At 69.2% G+C, this 17,402-nt stretch carries 14 protein-coding genes; 11 read left to right on the forward strand and 3 right to left on the reverse strand.

What is annotated here, in order from left to right:
• The first annotated feature begins 154 nt into the window (after positions 1 to 154).
• From yajC to rarD, 7 genes are all read left to right on the forward strand, one after another.
• Positions 155 to 484, forward strand: coding sequence for a preprotein translocase subunit YajC (yajC, locus tag AC1HC7_RS04800; RefSeq protein WP_479496121.1), 330 nt, complete (start codon positions 155 to 157; stop codon positions 482 to 484).
• A gap of 90 nt (positions 485 to 574) precedes the next feature.
• Positions 575 to 2,242, forward strand: coding sequence for a protein translocase subunit SecD (secD, locus tag AC1HC7_RS04805; protein WP_479496120.1), 1,668 nt, complete (start codon positions 575 to 577; stop codon positions 2,240 to 2,242).
• Between the two features lie 12 nt (positions 2,243 to 2,254).
• Positions 2,255 to 3,214, forward strand: coding sequence for a protein translocase subunit SecF (gene secF, locus AC1HC7_RS04810; RefSeq protein WP_479496119.1), 960 nt, complete (start codon positions 2,255 to 2,257; stop codon positions 3,212 to 3,214).
• A gap of 45 nt (positions 3,215 to 3,259) precedes the next feature.
• The gene (locus AC1HC7_RS04815; RefSeq protein WP_479496118.1) at positions 3,260 to 3,634 is read left to right on the forward strand and encodes an Mth938-like domain-containing protein; all 375 of its coding nucleotides are present in this window, start codon (positions 3,260 to 3,262) and stop codon (positions 3,632 to 3,634) included.
• Positions 3,635 to 3,798: 164 nt separating this feature from the next.
• A complete protein-coding gene (locus tag AC1HC7_RS04820; RefSeq protein ID WP_479498737.1) occupies positions 3,799 to 4,410 on the forward strand; it encodes a superoxide dismutase in 612 nt (203 codons plus the stop codon).
• A gap of 59 nt (positions 4,411 to 4,469) precedes the next feature.
• Complete coding sequence (locus AC1HC7_RS04825) at positions 4,470 to 4,886, forward strand: hypothetical protein (protein ID WP_479496116.1); 417 nt, start codon at positions 4,470 to 4,472, stop codon at positions 4,884 to 4,886.
• 164 nt (positions 4,887 to 5,050) lie between these two features.
• Positions 5,051 to 5,947, forward strand: coding sequence for an EamA family transporter RarD (rarD, locus tag AC1HC7_RS04830; RefSeq protein ID WP_479496115.1), 897 nt, complete (start codon positions 5,051 to 5,053; stop codon positions 5,945 to 5,947).
• Here the strand turns inward: rarD and AC1HC7_RS04835 are convergent.
• Entirely contained in the window at positions 5,926 to 6,495 is a 570-nt protein-coding gene (locus AC1HC7_RS04835; RefSeq protein ID WP_479496114.1) for an LOG family protein, read from the reverse strand. The genes rarD and AC1HC7_RS04835 overlap by 22 nt on opposite strands.
• Positions 6,496 to 6,625: 130 nt before the next feature.
• On the opposite strand from AC1HC7_RS04835, the gene AC1HC7_RS04840 reads away from it, so the two are divergent.
• On the forward strand, positions 6,626 to 8,254 hold the full coding sequence (locus AC1HC7_RS04840; protein WP_479498738.1) for a LysM peptidoglycan-binding domain-containing protein: 1,629 nt from the start codon (positions 6,626 to 6,628) through the stop codon (positions 8,252 to 8,254).
• Positions 8,255 to 8,375: 121 nt separating this feature from the next.
• Positions 8,376 to 10,202 (forward strand): ABCB family ABC transporter ATP-binding protein/permease, encoded by a 1,827-nt coding sequence (locus tag AC1HC7_RS04845; RefSeq protein ID WP_479496112.1) that lies wholly within the window; start codon positions 8,376 to 8,378, stop codon positions 10,200 to 10,202.
• Between the two features lie 82 nt (positions 10,203 to 10,284).
• On the opposite strand, the gene AC1HC7_RS04850 is transcribed toward AC1HC7_RS04845, so the two are convergent.
• Positions 10,285 to 13,929, reverse strand: coding sequence for an efflux RND transporter permease subunit (locus AC1HC7_RS04850; RefSeq protein WP_479496111.1), 3,645 nt, complete (start codon positions 13,927 to 13,929; stop codon positions 10,285 to 10,287).
• A complete protein-coding gene (locus tag AC1HC7_RS04855; RefSeq protein WP_479498739.1) occupies positions 13,926 to 15,065 on the reverse strand; it encodes an efflux RND transporter periplasmic adaptor subunit in 1,140 nt (379 codons plus the stop codon). Before AC1HC7_RS04855 ends, AC1HC7_RS04850 begins: the two co-directional genes overlap by 4 nt.
• Before the next feature lie 291 nt (positions 15,066 to 15,356).
• Here AC1HC7_RS04855 and AC1HC7_RS04860 point away from each other — a divergent pair, with 291 nt between their 5' ends.
• Entirely contained in the window at positions 15,357 to 16,010 is a 654-nt protein-coding gene (locus tag AC1HC7_RS04860; protein WP_479496109.1) for a tetratricopeptide repeat protein, read from the forward strand.
• Between the two features lie 8 nt (positions 16,011 to 16,018).
• Positions 16,019 to 17,359 carry an outer membrane protein assembly factor BamB family protein gene (locus AC1HC7_RS04865; protein WP_479496108.1) on the forward strand — a complete coding sequence of 447 codons (1,341 nt, stop codon included), beginning with the start codon at positions 16,019 to 16,021 and terminating at the stop codon, positions 17,357 to 17,359.
• The last annotated feature ends 43 nt before the right edge of the window (positions 17,360 to 17,402 follow it).

Raw genomic sequence — 17,402 nt, forward strand, 5'->3', positions numbered from 1 at the left:
TGCAAAAGGCCTTTGCATCATGCCTTGGCCGGACCATATGGGGAAGGCGCGTCTTGCATCGACCCGGCCCCTCGGTATAGTCCGCGCGAAGCCTTGGCCGGCGCGGTCCGGCGCAACCGGAACCGCGCTCACGCCCCCACCAGATGGAGAGACCATGTTCGTGACCCCAGCCTTCGCGCAGACCGCAGGCGGCAGCGCGCTGGAGAGCTTCGGCTCCTTCGTGCCGCTGATCCTGATCTTCGTGATCTTCTACTTCTTTCTCATCCGTCCGCAGCAAAAGCGCGCCAAAGAGCACAAGGCCACGATTTCGGCGCTCCGGCGCGGCGATCAGGTGGTCACGCAGGGCGGCATTCTGGGCAAGGTGTCCAAGGTCAAGGGCGAGGACGAGGTCGAGGTCGAGATCGCCGAGGGCGTGCGCGTGAAGGTGATCAAGTCGACCATCGCCTCGGTGATCTCCAAAACCGAGCCCGCCAACGACAACTGAGCGGGGGTCGCCGGCGCGCCGCCCCCCGCATCGGGGCCGGCGCGACCCGTCGACGCAGGCCCCGCCGCGCGGGGCAGACAGGAATCGCATATGCTCTATTTCGCCCCATGGAAGAAGGCGCTGGTGGTCATCCTCTGCCTCGCGGGTCTTCTGTTCGCCATGCCCAACGCGTTCTACGACACGGTCGAGCGCGCCAACGACGCGCGCGAATCGATCGCCAAGGGACAGGCGGATCCCGGGATGGCGGAGGCGGCGGAGGCCTGGCCCGACTGGCTGCCCTCGGGCATCGTCAATCTGGGGCTGGATCTGCGCGGCGGCGCGCATCTGCTGGTCGAGGTCAATGTCGAGGACGTCTACGCCGAACAGATGGACGCGCTGTGGCCCGAGGCGCGCGCGGCGCTGCGCGAGCTGCGCGATCAGGTGGGATCGTTCCGGCGGCGCTCGGAGGGCGGCGGGGAACTGGTGATCAGGCTCAGCGATCCGGCGGGGGCGGAGATCGCCGCCGCGGCGCTGCGCGATCTGGCGACGCCGGTGAGCAGCGGCGTGCTGGGGCTTGGCGGGCCGAATATCGAGGTGACCGTGGACGGCGCGGAACTGCGGGTGGCGCTGACGGACGCGGCGCGCGCGGCGCTGGATGAAAACACCATGAGCCAGTCGCTGGAGATCGTGCGCCGCCGCATCGACGCCACCGGCACCCGCGAACCCACCATCCAGCGCCAGGGCGCCAACCGCATTCTCATCCAGGTGCCGGGCATCGGATCGGCCGAGGAGCTTCTGGCGCTGATCGGCACCACCGCCAAGCTGACCTTTCACCTGGTGGACAGCGCCACCGGCGACGCCGACACCCGCCCCGGCCCCGGCAAGATCAAGGTGCCGGACGCCAACGACCCGGAGCGGTTTTTCATCCTCGAGCGCCGGGCGCTGATCACCGGCGACCGGCTGACCGACGCGCAGCCGGGCTTTGACCAGCAGACCGGGCAGCCGGTGGTGAATTTCCGCATGGACACCGCCGGCGCGCGGCGCTTCGGCGAGGTGACGGCGGCGAATGTGGGCCGGCCCTTCGCCATCGTGCTCGACGGCGAGGTGATCACCGCGCCCACCATCCGCGAACCGATCACCGGGGGCAGCGGCCAGATTTCCGGCAGCTTCACGGTGGAGAGCGCCACCCAGCTGTCGATCCTGCTGCGCGCCGGCGCGCTGCCCGCCGAGATCACCGTGCTGGAACAGCGCACCGTGGGCCCGGATCTGGGCGCGGATTCCGTCGCCGCGGGCGAATTGGCGGTCGTGGTCGCCTTCGTCGCGGTGCTGGCGTTCATGGCCCTGAGCTACGGGTTGTTCGGGGTGTTCGCCGATCTGGCGCTGATCTTCAACGTGGCGATGATCATGGCGGTGCTGAGCGTGCTCGGCGCCACGCTGACCCTGCCGGGCATCGCCGGGATCGTGCTGACCATCGGCATGGCCGTCGACGCCAATGTGCTGATCTTCGAGCGAATACGCGAGGAGATGACCCGCGCCAAGGGCGCCGCGCGGGCCATCGAGACCGGCTATGAACGCGCCTTTTCGGCCATCGTCGACGCCAATGTCACGACGTTCCTCGCCGCGGTGATCCTGTTCGCCATGGGCTCGGGCCCGGTGAAGGGGTTTGCGGTGACGCTGGGCGTGGGCATCGTCACCTCCGTGTTCACCGCGGTCATGGTGACGCGGCTTTTCATATCCGTCTGGTTCGGCATCCGCCGCCCCAAGACGCTGCCGGTCTGAGGGAGACGGAGCATGGCATTGCGAATGGTTCCCGAGGGCACGAAGATCGATTTCCTCGGTCTCAGGAAGATCACCGTCGGCGGCTCGATCGCCGCCATGGTCGCCTCGCTGGTTCTGCTGCTGGTGATGGGGCTGAATTTCGGCATCGATTTTCGCGGCGGCACCATGATCGAGCTGCGCACGGTGGCGGCCGCCGATCTGGGCCAGATCCGCGCCACGGTCGGCAAGCTCGGGCTCGGCGACGTGGCGGTGCAGGAGTTCGGCGAACCCCAGGACGTGCTGATCCGCATCGAGGCCCAGCCCGGCGACGGCGACGCGCAGATGGCGGTGGTCGGCAAGGTGCAGGCGGCGCTCAGCGCCGAGATCGAGGGCGTGGAGTTCCGCCGGGTCGAGGTGGTCGGCCCCAAGGTCTCGGGCGAGCTGGTGGTGGAGGGCGTGCTGGCGCTCGGGCTCGCGGTGTTCGCGGTGCTGGTCTATATCTGGCTGCGTTTCGAATGGCAGTTCTCGGTGGGCGCGGTGGCGGCGCTGGTGCATGACGTGGTGCTGACCATCGGCGTGTTCTCGGCGATCCAGCTGCAGTTCAACCTGTCGATCATCGCGGCGCTGCTGACCATCATCGGCTATTCGCTGAACGACACGGTGGTGGTGTTCGACCGGGTGCGCGAGAACTTGCGCAAATACAAGAAGATGCCGCTGGTCGAGGTGCTGAACCTGTCGATCAACGAGACCCTGAGCCGCACGATGATGACCTCGGTCACCACGCTGATCGCGCTGCTGGCGCTGTATTTTCTTGGCGGCGAGGTGATCCGCGGATTCACTTTCGCGATGATCTGGGGCGTGGTGGTGGGCACCTATTCCTCGGTCTTCGTGGCGGCGGTGGCGCTGCTCTGGTTCGGCGTGAAGCGCGACTGGAGCAAGGAAAGCGACGCCGGCGAGGGGCCGAGCGGCGTGCAGTTCGGCGCCCAGCCCTAGGCGGCTTTGCCCGATCCGCCCGCCCGCAGCGAAGGACGCGACGCGATGCGCATGAGCGAAATCAGCTTCGAGGGTCCGTCGGCCATCGACGCCTATGGCGGCGGCGGGTTTCGCCTTGGCGGGCGGCGCCATGAGGGGTCGCTGGCGCTGCTGCCGCGCGGCTCCGCGACATGGCCGGTGGCTGAAATCGCGGATATCACGCTGGAAACGCTGGAGATATTCATCGCCGAGGCGGAGGAGTTCGACGTGCTGCTGATTGGCATGGGGGCCGATATCGCAGCGCTGGCGGCGCCGCTGCGCGCCGCGCTGGACGCCGCCGGGATCGGGGTCGAAATCATGGGCACGGGCGCCGCCTGCCGCACCTACAACGTGCTGCTGGCCGAGGATCGCCGGGTGGCGGCGGCGCTGATCGCGGTCTGATCCCCGCGCCCGCGCCGACCGGCGAAAAAGGCTTGGCGGAACAATTATGGCGGCGCGCTCAGTTTGACGTTGTTCCCCCGCCCGCCGGGGGATAAATTTCGCCCAAGCTTGCAGTTTGCAACGATGCGCGCCGGACGCCCCCGGATCGATGGAGGACCCCTGACATGGCTTTCGAACTTCCCCCGCTGCCCTACGCCCATGACGCGCTGGCCGACAACGGCATGTCCAAGGAGACCATGGAGTATCACCATGATCTCCACCACAACGCCTATGTGGTCAACGGCAACAAGCTGATCGAAGGCACCGAATGGGCCGACAAGTCGCTTGAGGACATCGTCACCGGCACGTATCAGGCCGGCGCCGTGGCCCAGAACGGCATCTTCAACAACGCCTCTCAGCATTGGAACCACGCCCAGTTCTGGGAAATGATGAGCCCGGGCAAATCCGCCATGCCCCCGGAGCTTGAGGCGCGCATCGTCGACGCCTTTGGTTCGGTGGACTCCTTCAAGACCGAATTCGGGGCCGCCGGCGCCGGGCAGTTCGGGTCGGGCTGGTGCTGGCTGGTCAAGGACGGCGACGCGTTGAAGGTCACCAAGACCGAAAACGGCGTGAACCCGCTGTGCTTCGGGCAGACGGCGCTGCTGGGCTGCGACGTGTGGGAGCATTCCTACTACATCGATTTTCGCAACAAGCGACCGGTCTACCTGTCGAACTTCCTCGACAACCTGGTGAACTGGGAAAACGTCGCCGAGCGGCTGGCCAGGGCCGGCGGCTGAGGACGCGGGCGCGGGCCGCCGGAGGGCCGCCCGCGCCCGCGCGCGACGGGAACGCGACCATGGCCGCAGGCGGACTGATCCCCGATATCTGGCGTTCGTTTCGGGCGTTGCCCCTTTGGGTGCGGATCTGGGTCGCGCTGGCGCTGCTTCCGGTGAACATGGCCTCGCTGCTGTTCATGGACGGCGCGCATGGCAAGCTGATTGCGGCCTTGGCGGTCGGCGGCATGCTGCCCAATCTCTGGTTCATGATCCGCGAGCGCGGGTTGTCCAGGATCATGGCGCTGTCGCATCTGGCGTTCTGGACGCCGCTGCTGCCGATTGTCGCCCTGACCCTGATCGGCGACGCGGCCGGCGGGCGGGCCTGGTTCCTGGCCGCGCTTCTGGCGGTGGACGCGGCGTCGCTGGGCTTCGATCTGCCCGACGCCTGGAAATGGCTGAAAGGCCGCCGCGCCGTCGCCGGGGCGCCGGGCGCGTGATTCGCGGCTGAACGGCGCCGGGGGATCGAGACCGGGCAATCTGGGGAGGCGCGGCCCGAAACCCGCGCCTGCGCGCATTTGGCGCGGATCAGCGGCGGGTTCTGCGCATGGCGGTTTCATCGAGGCGGCCCGGACCGACGACGGATGCCGTCGCGGTTCTGACGATGCTGCTCGCCTGCGTGATCTGGGGTCTGTCGCCGATCTACTACAAGGCGCTGGCGCATGTGCCGCCGCTGGAACTGCTGTCGCACCGCACGCTGTGGAGCCTCGGGTTCATCGGCGCCTATGCGCTGGCGACCGGGCGCGGGCGGCGCGTGGCGGCGGCGCTGCGCGACTGGCGCGTGGCGCGGGCGCTGCTGATCACGGCGGTGGCGATTTCGGTGAACTGGGGGGCGTTCATCGTTGCGGTGCAGATCGACCGGGCGATGGAGGCGAGCCTCGGCTACTACATTTTTCCGCTGGTGGCGCTGGCCATGGGCGCGGCGTTCCATGGCGAACGCTTCAACCGCGTGCAGGGCGCGGCGATCGCGCTGGCGGGGGCCGCGGTGGCGATCCTCACGCTCGGGCTTGGGGGCGCGCCGTGGATATCGCTGACGGTGGCGATCAGTTTCGGAGTCTACGGGCTGGGCAAGAAGACGCTGCCGGTGGGGCCGATCTCGGGCGTGGTGGCGGAGATGATCCTGCTGTCTCCGCTGGCGGCGATCTGGCTGGCGGGCGTGCATGGCGGCGGCTGGCAAGGCATCGGCGGGCGACAGGGCGCGGTGTTCGGCGACGACCTGCAAACCTCTGCCTTGCTGGCGTTTTCCGGGATCCTGACCGCCGCGCCGCTGATTTTCTTCTCGCTGGCGGCGCAGCGGCTGCGCTATGGCACGGTCGGGTTGATCCAATATGTGAACCCGACGCTGCAATTTGTTGTTGCGGCGTGGATATTCGCGGAACCTGTCACGCAATGGCATGTCATCGCGCTGCCGTTGATCTGGCTGGGGCTGGGGCTGTTCTCGTTCGATCTGTGGCGGCGGGAACGCCGGCGCGCGCGGCCTCAGTCCCGGGCGGCGCGATAGGCGCGCAGGCGGGTCAGCGCCGTTGCGGAATCGGGGACGATCTCGAAAAACGAGGCGAAATCCGGGCCGCAGAAACCGCGCGCGGTCACGTGGTTCAGCAGCGCGCGCAGCGGATCCCAGTAGCCCGCCGCGTTGACCAGCAGCACCGGCTTTTCGTGCAGGCCGAGCTGGCGCCAGGTCAGCGCCTCGAACAATTCATCCAACGTGCCGGGGCCGCCGGGCAGGGCGACGATCGCGTCGGCATTCATGAACATCACCTTCTTGCGTTCATGCATGGTCTCGGTGACGATGTTGGCGAACAGGTCGGTCTTGCCCGCCTCGCGCGCCAGCAGGTGCCGGGGAATGACCCCGAGCGTGCGGCCCCCCGCCGCCTGCGCCGCGCGCGCCACGGCGCCCATCAGCCCCACGTCGCCGGCGCCGTAGACCAGGCGCATGTCGTGCCGCGCCATCCCGGCGCCCAGGGACTCGGCCTCGGCGGCGAAGGCGGGGTCGTCGCCGAAGCGGGATCCGCAATAAATGCAGACGCTGAATGGATTTTCGCCCGACATGGATTAGGTCTCGCATTGAAAAAGGCGTATGATTGCGGAACTGCGAAGATTTGCAGTCACGTCCGGGTTGAGGCTATACCTGCAAGACAGGGACCGCGTGAAGCCCCTTCGGGGCAAAAGGAAAACCGTGTTGACGTTTCTGGCGACCAAGGGCGGCAAGGTGTTTGCCGGAGTGGTGGCGGGCTTCGCCGCCTCCGGGGTTGGCGGCTACGTGGTGGTGAGCCGGATGGCGCCGCCGGTCGAAATCGCCGCCCCGGCGGTGGAGGACGCCGGCGGGGCGCGCGTGGCCAGCCGTTCGGCGCCGCGCGCCGATCAGCGGCGCGACGCGGCGGCCGGTCGCGTCGCGATGCGCCCGGAGACCGAACCCGCGGCGCAGGATATCGAACCCGGGCCCGGCCCCGCGCCGGTGTCGGACATCGCCCCGGCAAGCCCGTTCGCCGCCCCGTCGCCGAGCTTTGATCTGGTGCGCGTGGAGGCCGACGGCGAGGCGGTGCTCGCCGGGCGCGCGACGCCCGAGGCGAAGGTGGAGGTGCTGCTCGACGGCAAGGTGATCGCCAGCGCCGTCGCGGATTCCAGCGGTCAGTTCTTCGCCATGGCCAACACCGGCGGCGCCGGCGCGCTGACCCTGCGCGCCACCGATGACGACGGCGTGCGCCTGTCGGAGTCCAGCGTCATCGTGCTGGCGCCGGCGAGCTCCGTCGCGCCGGGCGCCGCGCAGGCGGGTCTGGCGGGCGTCGCCGGGGACAGCGCGCCGCAGGGGCGAATGCGCATTGCGGCGCTGGAGGCCGACGCCGGGCGCGCGGCTTTGGGCGGAACGCTCGCCGCGGCGCGCAAGCCCGATGCCGGCGCGCCGGCGGAAGATACGGACGCCGTGTCGCCCCCGGCGGGGGATGCGGCTGCCGGGTCGCCCCCGGCGGGGGCCGTGGCCAAAGCGCCGCCGCCGGCGGTCGCGACCGCGCCGACCGCAAATGCCGGGACAGCCCCGGTCGCTGAATCCGCGGCGAAAAGCGGGCCGACCGCCAAGGCGCCGACGGAACCGCCCAAGCCCAAGCCGGCCGAGGCGCGAATCGCGTCCGAAAGATCCGCGCCCGAAGCGGGGTCCGGCGTTCCGGTCGCCGCGAGGTCCGCCGCCGATCCGGGCGGCGGCGGCGTTGCGCCGTCAGCCGAGGCGCCGGCGATCGTGGTCGCGGCAGCGCCGGCGGCGCCCGAGAGCAGCGACGCGGCGCGGGTCGCGCCGGCCGCGCCGGATGCGGCGCCGGTGCTGCTCAGGGCCGGCCCGGACGGCGTCGAATTGCTGCAGCCGCCGCTGGCGATCCCGGACATGGTGACGCTCGACGCCATCACCTATTCCGATCTCGGCGAAGTCGTGGTTTCCGGGCGCGGCGCGCCGGGCGCCACGGCGCGGATCTACGCCGACGGCGATGCGCTCGGCGACGCGCGCATCAGCCAAGACGGCTATTGGGAACTGACGCTGGCGTCGCTGGAGCGCCCCGGCGCCTACACGCTGCGCATCGACGAAATCGACCGCGCCGGCGCGGTGCAGAGCCGCGTTGAATCGCCGTTCCAACGCGCCGACGCGACCAGACCCGCCGCGGGCGCCACGCGCATCGTGGTGCAGCCGGGGCATAACCTGTGGCAGATCGCCGAGACCCGCTACGGCGAGGGCGCCCGCTACACGGTGATTTACGCGGCGAACAGGGATCGCATTCGCGACCCGGATCTGATCTACCCGGGGCAGATCTTCGAACTTCCGAAATAAGGCGGCCCCGCCCGGGGCCGCGACCGGGATTCGGACCCGGGGGGGTCGGGCCGCGCGACGTCGCGACCGGGTGCAACGCCGCTCCGCCGTTTCATGGGCCGGGCGCAGGACGGAATTCTTCATGCGCAGAAGCTTACGCGCCGGCGACGGGCGGACTGATCTGAAACCCGATTTTCGCATCATTTCGCGCGTGGTTCCCTATCTGTGGCCCGACGGCGAGGGTTGGGTGAAGCGGCGGGTGACGCTGGCCATGCTGTTGCTGGTGCTGGCCAAGGTTGCGACCGTGGCGACGCCGTTCTTCTACAAGGCGGCGGTGGATGCGCTGGCCCCGGCGCCGGACAGCGGCGGGCGCACCACGTATCTTCTGCTCGCCGCGCCGGTGGGGCTGGCGGTCGCCTATGGCGGGGCGCGGCTCATGGGCGTGGGATTCACCCAGCTGCGCGACGCGGTGTTTTCGCGGGTGGCGCAGCGCGGGCTGCGCAAGCTGGCGCTGGAGGTGTTCGGCCATGTGCACGCGTTGTCGCTGCGCTTTCACATCACCCGCAAGACCGGCGGGTTGAGCCGGATCATCGAGCGCGGCGTGAAGGCGGTGGAGTTTCTGCTGCGCTTCCTGCTGTTTTCCATCGGACCGCTGATGCTGGAGCTGATGATGGTGGCGGGGATATTTCTGGTGGAGTTCGACATCCGCTATTTCCTGGTCATCCTGGTGGTGATCGGCGGATATGTCTGGTTCACCTTCGCGGTCACCGAATGGCGGGTGAAGATCCGTCAGGAAATGAACGCCCAGGACAACGCCGCCAACCAGAAGGCGGTGGACAGCCTGCTGAATTTCGAGACCGTGAAGTATTTCGGCGCCGAAGCGCGCGAAGCCGCGCGCTATGACGAATCCATGGCCCGCTACGAAACCCTTGCGGTGCGCACCGGAGTGTCGCTGGCCATGCTCAACGCCGGGCAGGCGGCGATCATCACCACCGGGCTGGTGATCGTCATGGCCATGGCGGCGATGGGGGTGCGCGACGGCAGTCTGACGGTCGGCGATTTCGTCATGGCCAACGCCTTCATCATCCAGATCACCCTGCCGCTGAATTTCCTCGGCTCGGTCTATCGCGAGATCCGTCAGGCGCTGGTGGACATGCGCGAGATGTTCATGCTGCTGGGTCAGCCGCCCGAGATCACCGATCGCCCCGGCGCGGGCGATCTGAAGGTGACCAGGGGCGACGTGGCCTTCGAGAACGTGGATTTCGCCTATGACCCGGATCGGCAGATCCTGAAGACCGTGACCATTCGCGCGCCGGGCGGCCAGACCGTGGCGGTGGTCGGGCCCACGGGATCGGGCAAATCGACTCTGACGCGGCTGCTGTTCCGCTTTTATGACGTGCAGGGCGGGCGCGTGACCATCGACGGGCAGGACGTGCGCGACGTGACCCAGACCAGCCTGCGCGCCCATATCGGCGTGGTGCCCCAGGACACGGTGCTGTTCAACGACACCATCGGCTACAACATCGCCTATGGCCGGGCCGGCGCCACGCAGACGCAAATCGAGGATGCGGCGCGCGCTGCGCAGATCCATGATTTCATCGTCTCGCTGCCCGACGGCTACGCCACCACGGTGGGCGAGCGCGGGCTGAAGCTGTCGGGCGGCGAAAAACAGCGGGTGGCGATCGCGCGGACGATCCTCAAGAACCCGCCGATCCTGATTCTGGACGAGGCGACCTCGGCGCTGGACACTGAAACCGAACGCGACATCCAGGCCAGCCTGGCGCAGTTGGCGCGCAACCGCACGGTGCTGGTGGTGGCGCACCGGCTGTCGACCGTGGTGAACGCCGATCTGATCGTGGTGCTGGAAAGCGGCGAGGTGGTGGAGTCCGGTTCGCACGAGGCGCTGATCGCCCGGGGCGGGCGTTACGCGCGGCTCTGGGCGCGCCAGGAGGCCGAAGCCCCGGCATGAGGCGCGACGGCCGGCCCCGAACGTAGGGCGGATCCCGATCCGCCATTGGCGCCCGACAAGCTGTTGGGGCGGCGCGCCAGCGCTATTCGGCGGCCTTGACGTGGGCGGCGGGCGCAGCGAACAGGTTGCCCTCCTCGCCGGGATCCCCGTCATCCTCGGGCGGGTTGGCCGGCGCCGCGCCGCGCGGTCCCGACCGATGCGGCGCAGCGGGGGCGGCGCTCCAGATCACCTCCTGCGCGGGGGTCTTGCGCGCGGCCTCGCGCAGCGCGCGATCGGCGCGGATGCGTGGCGAGACCCGCGCCGACAGCATGTCGATGACCGCCAGGGCGGCGCGGCCGACCCAGACCCGCGCCGCCAGCGCCGAGGGCGTCACCACCAGCGTCAGCACCGTCGCCACCCCGAGCCCGAACACCACCGCCGTCGCCAGCTGCTTCCACCACAGCGCCGTGGGCGCGTCCACCGAATAGCCGCCGTTGAAGAAATCCACCGAGATGCCGAACATCATCGGCGCCAGCCCGGCCATGGTGGTGATGGTGGTCAGCAGCACCGGGCGGATGCGCTGTTCGGCGGTGCGCACGATGGCTTCCAGCCTTGGCATTTCGCGCGCGAATTCCTGATAGGTGTCGATGAGCACGATATTGTTGTTCACCACGATTCCGGCCAAGGCCACGATGCCGGTGCCGGTCATGATGATGGAAAACGTCTGGTCCATCACCAGCATGCCGAGCATCACCCCGGCGACGGACATGACCACGGCGCTCAGCACCAGGATCGAATTGTAGACCGAGTTGAACTGCGCCAGCAGGATCACGAACATCAGGCCCAGCGCGCCGATGAAGGCTTTCTGGAGGAAGGCCTGGCTTTCCTCCTGTTCTTCCTGATCGCCGACGAAGCTGGGCTTGACCGCCGCGGGCAGGGGGTCGGTCTTCAGCCAATCGGCCAGTTCGGCGATCTTTTCGTTGGCGTTCACGCCGTCGGCCACGTCGGCCTTGACGTCGAAGAACCGCACGCCGTTGAAGCGGTTGATCTGGCCGAGCTTGGGCTGCGGGCTGCGGGTGACGAAATTCGACAGCGGCACCAGCCCGTTCTTGGTGCGCACGCGCATGGTGTCCAGCGTGCTGACCACGCGGTATTCCTCGGGGTAGCGCACCCGGATCTCGATTTCGTCATCGGCGCCGTCGGGGCGCATGGTGTCAAGCAGCACGCCGCGGGTGATCAGGCTGACCATGGTGCCGATCGAGGACACGTCCGCGCCGTAGCGCCCGGCGGTGGCGACGTCCACGTCGAGTTCCCAGTCGATGCCGGGCAGGGGGCGGGTGTCCTCGATCTCGATCAGCCCGCCCATGGCGGCGAACTGGTTGCGCACGATTTCCGCCGATTGCAGCAGCTTGTCCCAGTCCGCGCTTTCGATGCGCAGCTGCACCGGCTTGCCCTGCTGGGGGCCCTGCTGCTGCTGGGCCACCTCGGCGATCACCCCGGGATAGACCGAGATGCGGTCGTTGATCTCGGCCAGGATGTCGTCGCCGTTGCCGCGCGTGCCCCAGGGGGCGAGCTCGATCTGGATCTGGCCGATGGAATCGTTGGGGGCGTTGCCGCCGCGCTGGTTCAGGCCGCCCTGTCCGGCGAAGGCGAACACCGATTCCACGCCGTCGACCCCGATGACCAGGTTTTCCACCGCCCGCAGCAAGCGGTCGCGTTCGGCCAGCGACAGGTTGCCGCGCGCGCGCACATAGGCGACGGCGCGCTCGGGTTCGGTCTTGACGAAGAATTCGACGCCGTTGTTGTTGGCGCCGAAATACTGGAACGTGGCGACCACCGATCCGAAGGCCACCAGCAGCGCCGCGAAGGGCATTACCGGGTTGCCGGTGAGAAAGCGGATCACATGGCCGAAGGGCGTGCGCTGATAGCCGACGCGCACCGGGGGCTCGCCGTCGCGCCCGAACAAGCGGCCGGTCGCCGCGCGCAGCTGCATCGCGAAGGCCGTGATCGCGGCGGGCAGGTTGACGAGCAGCGCCAGGCCGATCGCCGCGGGCAGCGCCGCCGCGGCGATCGCGACCGCGATCATCTGCGCCCCGAGAAGCCCGGATTGGGCGAAACCCTCGCCGATGCGCCCGGCGGCCGGCAGGCCCACGAGGCGGATCAGCGCGCCGCAGGCCGCCAGCGCGCCCAGCAGCGCCAGCAGGGCGGGCAGCGTTTTCCAGCCCAGCCTTGCCACCCACCGTTCCGCCGCGAGGGCGATCATGCGTTCCAGCCGCCCATAGGCGCCGCCCAGCACCGGCAGGTAGATCAGCGCCACCACCAGCGAGGCGCTGAGCACGAAGATCAGCGTCACCGGCAGGTTGCCCATGAACTGCCCCGGAATGCCCGGCCAGAACAGCATGGGCAGAAAGGCGCACAGCGTGGTGGCTGTGGAACTGACGATCGGCCAGAACATGCGCTTGGCGGCCTCGCCATAGGCGCGCATGGGGCCGACGCCGTCGGCGATGCGCTGGTCGGCGTATTCCACCACCACGATGGCGCCGTCCACCAGCATGCCCACGGCGAGGATCAGCCCGAACATGACGATGTTGGTGATCGACATGCCGAACAGCGACAGGATGGCGAAGCAAAGCAGGAACGAGGTCGGAATCGCGAAGCCGACCAGCAGCGCCGGGCGCAGGCCGAGCGCGCCGAGCACCACGATCATCACCAGCGCGATGGCGGTCAGCACCGAGCCCTCAAGCTGGCGCACCATGCCGTCCACCTTCTTGGATTCGTCCATCGAATAGCTGACGGTGACGGCCTCCTTCAGCGGTTCGGGCCACGCGGCGGTGACTTTCGCGACGGTTTCCTTCACCGCCTGCACCGTGTCGATCACCGGCTGGCCCTTGCGCTTGACGATCTGCAGCGCGATCGTCGGGCGGCCGTTGTAGCGCGCGGTGCCCTTGGCGTCCTCGAAGGTGAGGTTGATCGAGGCCACGTCGCCGAGCATGATCACCCGGTCGCCATTGGTCTTGATCGGCAGGGCGTAGATGTCCTGCGGGGTTTCGAAGCTGCCCGGCAGCTTGACGGAAAACTGCCCGGATCCGGCCTCCACCGACCCGGCGGCGACCAGCCGGTTGTTGTTGACCACCACGTTCAGAAGTTCCTGCGCGGTGATGTCGTAGGCTTCCAGCTTCAGCGGGTCGATGATGACTTCCAGCATCTCGTCGCGATGCCCGGCGAGCCCGGCTTCCAGCACCGGGGCGAGGCTTTCGACCTCGCGCTGCAGGTCCTTGGCGAGGCGCAGCAGGGTGCGTTCCGGCGCGTCTCCCGACAGCGACACCACGAGGATGGGAAATTCCGAGAAATTGAATTCGTCGACCGAGGGCTCCTCGGCGCCGGAGGGAAAATCCAGCTTGGCCTTGTCCACGGCCTCGCGCACCGCGGCGATGGTGGCGCTCTTGTCCCAGCCGAAATCGAATTGCAGCAGCACGCCCGCGTAGCTTTCGGCGGCGAAGGAGGTCATCTTGTCGAGCCCCTCGACGTCGCGCAGCTCCTGCTCCAGCGGCTTGACCAGCAGGCGCTCGCTGTCCTCGGCGGAGATGCCGGGGAATGGCGCGGACACGAAGATCATCGGGATGTCGATGTCCGGCTCGCCCTCCTTGGGCAGCGAGACATAGGCGAAGCTTCCCGCGGCGATCGACAGCAGGACGAAGGCGAAGATCATGCGCGCGCGGGCGGTGGCCCAGTCGATCAGTCCGATCATTGGCCGTAGGTTCCCTCGGCCGCGCCTTCGGGGCGCCAGTCGATGATCTTGGCTTCGACGGCGCGCCCGTCGGAGACGTATTCCTGGCCGACGATGATGATGTCGGCCTGCGCCGGCAGGCCGGTGAGCCAGACCCCGCGCACCTCGTCGCGCAGGATCTCCACCGGCGCGAAACGGGCGACGCCGTTGTCGGCGAGCCGCACGCCGAGCCGCCCGGAATCATCCAGCGTCAGCGCCGCCTGCGGGGCCATGTGGGCGATCTCGCCCGACAGGGGCACGATGATCTCGGCGGTCATGCCGTCGCGGATGCGGCCCGATTCGTTGGCCGCCGTCAGTTCCACGCGAAACGTGCGGGTGTCGGGATCGGCGGAGCGCGACACGAAGGTGATCCGGCCGGAGATTTCCTGTCCGGAGATCAGCCGCGCGCCCGCCGCCATGCCGGGGGCGAGCTTGTCGACGTCGATTTCCGGCACGAAACCCACCAGCTTGATGGGGTTGAGCGCAATCACCGTGCCGCAGTCGCCGCCCGGCTGCAGCAGCGAGCCGATTTCGGCGGTGTCGCTTTCCAGCACGCCATTGAAGGGGGCGCGGATTTCAAGCCGCTTGATGTCGAGCTGCACCTTGCGCATCTGCGCCTCGGCGGCCTGCAATTCGGCGCGTCGCGATATGGCGATGATCTCCGAAATGTAGCCCTTGGACGAAAGCTGCTCGGCGGCCTTGTTGTCGGCCATGGCCTTGGCGCGCCTTGCCTCGGCCTCGGCCAGCTGCGCGGCGCGCGCGCCGATGTCGAGCCGGCAGAGGATTTCGTCCTTGGTCACCTTTTCGCCGGCGCGGCGCGCGTCGGACACCACCAGCCCCGAGGTTTCGGCGCGCACCACCACGTTGCGATGCGCCTCGGTGCGCCCGCGCAGCAGAATCGCCGACTGCACCGGCCCGGCGACGCTGTGGAAGGCCACGACCTTGACCGGGAGCGGGCCCTTTGCGGGCTGGGCGGCGTCGGGTTGGGCGGCCGAATCCCCGGCGATGTCTCCGGCGATCGCGGGCGCTTCGTCTGTGGCCACGGCCTTGGGGGCGACGATCCAGAAATACAGCGCGGCGGTCACGAGCGCGGCCATGATCAGGGGAATCAAGCGCATCTATTGCCGCTCCGATCGTTTCGGTCTTGCAGAGTCCCAAACCCGATGCCTGCCCGCGATGCGTTCCAATGTGGCATGTTTGGATGCCTTACATATAGATGACCAGCCATTGCACGCAAGGTTGCGCCGCTGCGTCCTTGACAATATACGCCCTGCAAAGCCATTTCGGTTGACGCTTTTTCGCGAAAGCGCCGAAAACGCGTGCGCGCCGAGCTCCGGCGCGAAAGACCGAAGACGAATGACGGCGGCGGCGACCCGCGGGCGCGGCCGCGCAGCAGGAGGCGAGACCAGGTGAGCGAGACCGACAGCTTCATCAACGAAGTGACCGAGGAGTTGAAGCGCGATCGCCTCTACAAACTGTGGCGCCGCTACGGCGTGTGGGTGATCGGCGGCATCGTGCTGATCGTGGCCGGCACGGCGACGATGAACTGGCTGGAGCATCAGCGCATCCAGGCGGCGCGCGCCGCCGGCGCGCAGCTGATCGAAGCGGCGCAGGCCGGCGATCCGGCCCGGCAGGCCGAGGCTTTCGCCAAGGTGGCGACATCCGCCGAGGGCGGTCCGGCGATCATCGCGCGCTTCGCCGAGGCGGCGGCGCTGGCGGAGGCGGGCGACGCGGAGGCCGCGGCCAGGGCGCTTGACGCCATCGCCGCGCTGCCGGAGGTCGATTCGATCTATCGCGATCTGGCGGCGTTCAAGGCCCACGCCCTGCGCGCCCCGTCGATGACGCCCGAGGCCCGCATCGCGGCGCTGGGCCAGTTCATCGTCGAAGGCGCGCCGTTCCGGCTGCTGGCGCTGGAGGCGCGGGCGGTGGCGGCGCTGGAGCTTGGCGACGCCGATGCGGCGCGCGCCGATCTGGAACAGATCCTCGCCGATCAGATGACCACCGTGGAGATGCGCCAGCGCGTCAGCCAGCTTCAGACGCTTCTGGGCGTCGGCGGCGCATGAGGCGGCGCATGAGCCGGGATCCGGCCGGGCGCGGGCGTGTCGCGCGCCGGGTGCGGGCCGGTCTGGCCCTGGCGTTGCTGGCCGGGGCGCTGGCGGCGTGTTCGGCGGATGAGGCGCCGAAGCTCGAAGGCGCGCGCATCCCGCTGCGCGCCGGCGAAGCCGGGGCCACGGGCATCGCGCTCAACGAGGAACGCCCGGCCCCTGCGCAGCAGGCGCTCGCCGACTGGACCCAGCTGAACGGCGACGCCAGTCACGCGGCGGCGGCGCATGTGAAGGCCCCGTCGGCGCTGAGCCGGGCGTGGAGCGCCGATGCCGGGGTCGGCGCCACCGACACGCTGCCCACGGCGCAGCCGGTGGTCGTGGACGGGCGGGTGTTCGTGCGCGACGGCGGATCCGGCGTGCGCGCCTTCGACGCCGGCAGCGGCGCGGCGATCTGGACCGCCGATCTGACCATGCCGGGCGAAGACGCCGAGGAAGGTTTTGGCGGCGGCCTGGCGATGGATGACGGGCGGCTGTATGCGGCCACCGGATTTGGCGAGGTCTACGCGCTGAGCCCCGCTTCGGGCGAGGTGCTGTGGTCGCGTCGCTTTGATGCGCCGATCCACGCGCCCCCCGCGGCCAGCGGCGGGCAGGTGTTCGTGGTGGCGCGCGACAACAGCGCCTATGCGCTCGACGGCGCCACCGGCGAGATCGCCTGGCGGCTCGACGGCGTCGCCAGCCGCACCGGCAACCTGGGCGGCTCGGCCCCGGCGGCGCTGCGCTCGGTGGCGGCGATCCCCTTCGGATCGGGCGAACTGGTGCTGGTGCGCGCCAATCGCGGCTTGCGGCTCTGGGGGCTGAACCTGGCGTCGGGCGCCGGCGGCGAAGGCCTGGCGGCGTTCAGCGACGTGACCTCGGCGCCGGTGATCCAGGGCACGGAAATTTTCGCGGGCAACGCCGGGGACCGTCTGGTGGCCATCGACGGGCGGACCGGCCGGGTGCGCTGGCAGCGCGCATTCGGGGCCCTGTCGCCGGTATGGGCGGCGGGCGATTCGATCTATGTGGCGACCACCACGCCGCAGCTGATGCGGCTTGATGCGGCCACCGGCGCGACCCTGTGGAGCGCGCCGCTCGAAGCGTTTTCCGACCCGGTGGAGCGCACCGGGCCGATCGTCTATGGCGGGCCGGTGCTGGCGGGGGGGCGGGTGCTGACCACCTCGTCCAACGGCTGGCTGCTGGTGCATGATCCGGTGACCGGGGCGGCGCTCAACACGCTGGACCTGCCCGGCGGGTCCAGCACCGGGCCGGTGGTCGCCGGTGGCGGCGTCTATGTGCTGAGCGACGCAGGCGAGCTGATCGCCTTTCGCTGAGGGTCGGCGCCGATCGGGCATTGATGCGGCCGCCGCCCGTTGG

The sequence above is a fragment of the Oceanicella sp. genome (genome assembly GCF_056449545.1).

Bases quoted from the DNA above. Each gene is read 5' to 3' on its own strand.
- AC1HC7_RS04855 (WP_479498739.1), bottom strand. From the start codon at position 15,065: ATGCGCTTGATTCCCCTGATCATGGCCGCGCTCGTGACCGCCGCGCTG.
- AC1HC7_RS04815 (WP_479496118.1), top strand. From the start codon at position 3,260: ATGCGCATGAGCGAAATCAGCTTCGAGGGTCCGTCGGCCATCGACGCC.
- secD (WP_479496120.1), top strand. From the start codon at position 575: ATGCTCTATTTCGCCCCATGGAAGAAGGCGCTGGTGGTCATCCTCTGC.
- AC1HC7_RS04850 (WP_479496111.1), bottom strand. From the start codon at position 13,929: ATGATCGGACTGATCGACTGGGCCACCGCCCGCGCGCGCATGATCTTC.
- AC1HC7_RS04825 (WP_479496116.1), top strand. From the start codon at position 4,470: ATGGCCGCAGGCGGACTGATCCCCGATATCTGGCGTTCGTTTCGGGCG.
- secF (WP_479496119.1), top strand. From the start codon at position 2,255: ATGGCATTGCGAATGGTTCCCGAGGGCACGAAGATCGATTTCCTCGGT.
- yajC (WP_479496121.1), top strand. From the start codon at position 155: ATGTTCGTGACCCCAGCCTTCGCGCAGACCGCAGGCGGCAGCGCGCTG.
- AC1HC7_RS04845 (WP_479496112.1), top strand. From the start codon at position 8,376: ATGCGCAGAAGCTTACGCGCCGGCGACGGGCGGACTGATCTGAAACCC.
- rarD (WP_479496115.1), top strand. From the start codon at position 5,051: ATGCTGCTCGCCTGCGTGATCTGGGGTCTGTCGCCGATCTACTACAAG.
- AC1HC7_RS04865 (WP_479496108.1), top strand. From the start codon at position 16,019: ATGAGCCGGGATCCGGCCGGGCGCGGGCGTGTCGCGCGCCGGGTGCGG.
- AC1HC7_RS04835 (WP_479496114.1), bottom strand. From the start codon at position 6,495: ATGTCGGGCGAAAATCCATTCAGCGTCTGCATTTATTGCGGATCCCGC.
- AC1HC7_RS04820 (WP_479498737.1), top strand. From the start codon at position 3,799: ATGGCTTTCGAACTTCCCCCGCTGCCCTACGCCCATGACGCGCTGGCC.